Below are 3,755 nucleotides of genomic sequence, written 5' to 3'. Positions count from 1 at the left end.
CGTCCGTACTGCCGTCGTACGTGCGCGCTCAGCGGCCGCTCTGGCCGCCGCGCGGCATCCGGGCCCCCTTGGGCATCGGTCCCTTGGGGATCGGCATGTTGCTCATCAGGTCCCCCATCGCGCGCAGCCGGTCGTTGACCTGCGTGACCTGCCCGCCCGCGAGCACCCGCGGCAGCTTCAGCAGCGTGTTGCGCAGCTTCTTCAGCGGCACCTGACCGGCGTCGTTGCCGACGATGAAGTCGTGCACCGGCACATCGGAGACGACGCGCGCCATCCGCTTCTTCTCCGAGGCCAGCAGGGGACGCAGCCGGTTCGGGTTCCCCTCGCCCACCAGGACGATGCCCGCCCTGCCCACGGCCCGGTGGACGACGTCCTGGTTCCGGTTCATCGCGACGGCCGGGGTGATGCTCCATTGCTTGCCGATGTTGTCCAGCACCGCCGCGGCCGCGCCGGGCTGGCCCTCCATCTGCCCGAAGGCCGCCCGCTCGGCCCGCCGCCCGAAGATGATCGCCATCGCGAGCAGAGCCAGCACCGCACCCAGAATGCCCGCGTAGACGGGGTGGTCGATCAGGAAGCCGGCGGCGAGGACCACACCGAAGGTGACAAGCCCCACACCGGCCAGGATCCAGCCGATCTTCCGGTCCGCACGCCGGGTCATCTTGTACGTCTGGGCGATCTGCTTGAGCCGCCCAGGGTTCTCGGTGTCTGCCTTCCTCGCCATGCGAGGGAGTTTACGTGGCCGCCGGGCTTCCGGTCCTCGCGGCCTCCACTACGCGCTGGGCCTCGGTGCGCGCCTCCGCCCGGCGGCGGTCCTCGAGCACCGCGGTCCAGGCGTTGAGGCGTGCGGTCCGCCGGCCCCTGCCCAGCAGCAGGCCCTCGACGTTCTCCAGTGCGCGCAGCGTCGTCCGCAAGGTGATTCCCCTCCATGGTGTCGCGTGGCCGCATCAACGGTGTGTGCGGCCATCGTCACTGTTGGGTATTACCAGCGGATGACAAGCGGGTCAAAGGCTCGCGAATCCATTGCGGCGCACATCACGTCGAGGGAGGCCGAGGACGGCACACCCTCCTCACCCGTCCCCCGCGGGCACGACCGTGCACGACCCGCGCACGACCGCGCACGCTCACACCGCCTGGGCGTCGCGCGCCTCCATCGCCTGCTTGTAGAGCCGGCCCGCGCGGTAGGAGGAGCGCACCAGCGGACCCGACATGACCCCGGCGAAGCCGATCTCGCCGGCCTCCTGCTCCAGCTCCACGAACTCTTCCGGCTTCACCCACCGCTCCACCGGGTGGTGCCGTGCCGAGGGCCGCAGGTACTGGGTGATCGTGATCAGTTCGCAGCCGGCCGCGTGCAGGTCGCGCAGTGCCTCGCTGACCTCCTCGCGGGTCTCGCCCATGCCCAGGATCAGGTTGGACTTGGTGACCAGGCCGTCCTCGCGGGCGCGGCTGAGCACCTCCAGCGAGCGGTCGTAGCGGAAGGCGGGGCGGATGCGCTTGAAGATGCGGGGCACCGTCTCGACGTTGTGCGCCAGCACCTCGGGGCGGGAGGAGAAGACCTCGGCCAGCTGTTCCGGCACGGCGTTGAAGTCGGGGATCAGCAGCTCGACGCCGGTGTCCGGCATGAACTGGTGGATCAGCCGCACGGTCTCGGCGTAGAGCCAGGAGCCGCCGTCCTCGAGGTCGTCACGGGCGACGCCGGTGATCGTCGCGTACCGCAGCTCCATCTGCCGCACGGACTCGGCCACCCGGCGCGGCTCGTCGCGGTCCAGCTCATCGGGCTTACCGGTGTCGATCTGGCAGAAGTCGCAGCGCCGCGTGCACTGTTCACCGCCGATGAGGAAGGTGGCCTCGCGGTCCTCCCAGCATTCGAAGATGTTGGGACAGCCCGCCTCCTGGCAGACCGTGTGCAGGCCCTCGCGCTTGACCAGGCTCTGCAGCGCGTTGTACTCGGGGCCCATTTTCGCCCGGGTCTTGATCCACTCGGGCTTGCGCTCGATGGGGGTCTCGCTGTTGCGGACCTCCAGGCGGAGCATCTTGCGACCGTCGGGTGCGACAGCGGACACGACCGGCTCCCTACGTACTTTCGATTCCTCGGCGCATATCAGCGTACGCCCACCCGTCTCGTTGTCCCCAACCCCCGGTCGCCTCGGAGAAGCAGGCCCGGACGTCGGGATCACGGCCCTCAGACCGCGCGGGGCAGTGGCTCCGCCGACTCCAGCACCTCGCGCAGGTGCTTCTCCATCACGGGCAGCACGTCGGACACCGGCACCGGGCGGCCCAGTTCGTTCGAGAGCGAGGTCACTCCCGCGTCGCGGATGCCGCAGGGGATGATCTGGTCGAACCGGGTGTTGTCGGGATCGCAGTTGAGCGCGAAGCCGTGCATGGTGACGCCCTTGGCGACGCGGACACCGATGGCGCCCATCTTGCGGTCCTCGTGGCGCTGGCCGGCGTTGGAGGGGGCGTACTCGGGGCCCTTGAGCCGGGCGTCGTACTCCTCGTCCTCCCCCGCTTCGGGCCGCGGGCCGAAGTCGAGCGAGAGCCCGCCCGTCGCGGGCCGCTGCTCCCGCACGTCGCCGAGCACCCACGCGCCGCTGCGCCCCTCGATCCGCGTGGTTTCGACGCCGAAGTCGGCGCACGTACGGATCATGGCCTCCTCCAGGCGCCGGACATGGGCGATCACATCCACCGGTCGCGGCAGCTTCAGGATCGGATAGCCGACGAGCTGGCCGGGGCCGTGCCAGGTGATCTTGCCGCCGCGGTCGACGTCGACGACCGGGGTGCCGTCCAGCGGGCGCTCGACGTCCTGGGTGCGGCGGCCGGCCGTGTAGACGTGCTGATGTTCCAGCAGCAGGCAGGTGTCCGCGATCTCGTCCGCGAACCGGGCGGCGTGCACTTGGCGCTGCTCCTGCCACGCCTCCCGGTACTCGACGGCGTCGGCGCCGAATCCCAGGTGGACAAAGCGCAGCTCGCTCACGGCTCCTCCAAAGCAGTCCGGCCTCGCGACCCCCGGAATGCGGCCGGTGTCGTGTCCCGACCGCCACTGTACGGCCGCCGGGCCCGGCCACGGGAGCCGCCCGCCTCCTCACACGTACGGATGAAAGCCCTGGGAAGGCGGCTGGCGGGGCGCCGGGGGCGGCTACATTCGCGCCGATCCGCAGTGGCGCCCCGGCGTCTGCCGCAAGCCGTAGGGCAGGAGACCGCAAAGCTCATGACCATGGAACGACCCGGGGACTCTGCCGACCAGTCCGCCCCGCAGCGCACCCCCAACCGCCAGCTCTCCGCGCTCATCGCCGAGGCCGGCTTCTCGAACGCCGGACTCGCCCGGCGCGTGGACCAGTTGGGCCTGGAGCACGGTCTCGACCTGCGGTACGACAAGACCTCGGTGACGCGCTGGCTGCGCGGTCAGCAACCGCGCGGCACGACGCCCGCGCTGATCGCCGAGGTCTTCACACGCAGGCTGGGCAGGAGGCTGTCCGCGCAGGACCTCGGGCTGGACGCGTGTGCGCCCGTCTACGCGGGGCTGGAGTTCGCCTCGACGCCCACCGAGGCCGTGGACATCGTGAGCGGGCTGTGGCGCAAGGACTCGGGCAGCCATGCGGAACTGCGGAAGATCGCCTTCACCCCGGCCGGGCTGGTGGTGCCCAGCCGCGACTGGCTGATCGGACGGGCGGACGAGCGGGTGGCGCGCGGCCCCGAACCGGAAGCGGGCGGGAGTGTGGGCGGCGGCCCGGACAGGGGCCCGGCCGCGGGTACGGGCC

The 3,755-nt window shown here is 71.1% G+C and carries 4 protein-coding genes and 1 pseudogene; 1 reads left to right on the top strand and 4 read right to left on the bottom strand.

The window, feature by feature from the left end; translation table 11 throughout:
• Positions 1-28: 28 nt before the first annotated feature.
• The 4 genes from ACRDP3_RS04460 to lipB form a co-directional block, all read right to left on the bottom strand.
• On the bottom strand, positions 29-721 hold the full coding sequence (locus tag ACRDP3_RS04460; protein ID WP_431515485.1) for a DUF4191 domain-containing protein: 693 nt from the start codon (positions 719-721) through the stop codon (positions 29-31).
• 10 nt (positions 722-731) lie between these two features.
• A complete protein-coding gene (locus ACRDP3_RS04455; RefSeq protein ID WP_431515484.1) occupies positions 732-911 on the bottom strand; it encodes a hypothetical protein in 180 nt (59 codons plus the stop codon).
• Positions 912-1,121: 210 nt separating this feature from the next.
• The gene (lipA, locus tag ACRDP3_RS04450) at positions 1,122-2,060 is read right to left on the bottom strand and encodes a lipoyl synthase (RefSeq protein ID WP_431515483.1); all 939 of its coding nucleotides are present in this window, start codon (positions 2,058-2,060) and stop codon (positions 1,122-1,124) included.
• A gap of 119 nt (positions 2,061-2,179) precedes the next feature.
• Positions 2,180-2,971, bottom strand: coding sequence for a lipoyl(octanoyl) transferase LipB (gene lipB, locus ACRDP3_RS04445; protein WP_431515482.1), 792 nt, complete (start codon positions 2,969-2,971; stop codon positions 2,180-2,182).
• A gap of 234 nt (positions 2,972-3,205) precedes the next feature.
• On the opposite strand from lipB, the pseudogene ACRDP3_RS04440 reads away from it, so the two are divergent.
• A pseudogene (locus ACRDP3_RS04440) lies at positions 3,206-3,755 on the top strand (regulator); the annotation flags it as partial.

This window comes from Streptomyces sp. (assembly GCF_050698815.1).
Taxonomy (GTDB): domain Bacteria; phylum Actinomycetota; class Actinomycetes; order Streptomycetales; family Streptomycetaceae; genus Streptomyces.
Note: the sequence above shows the minus strand (reverse complement) of the source record. Positions and strands in the feature narration are given on the sequence as shown.

Coding starts and splice junctions, on each gene's coding strand:
- ACRDP3_RS04460 (WP_431515485.1), bottom strand. CDS start 721: ATGGCGAGGAAGGCAGACACCGAGAACCCTGGGCGGCTCAAGCAGATC.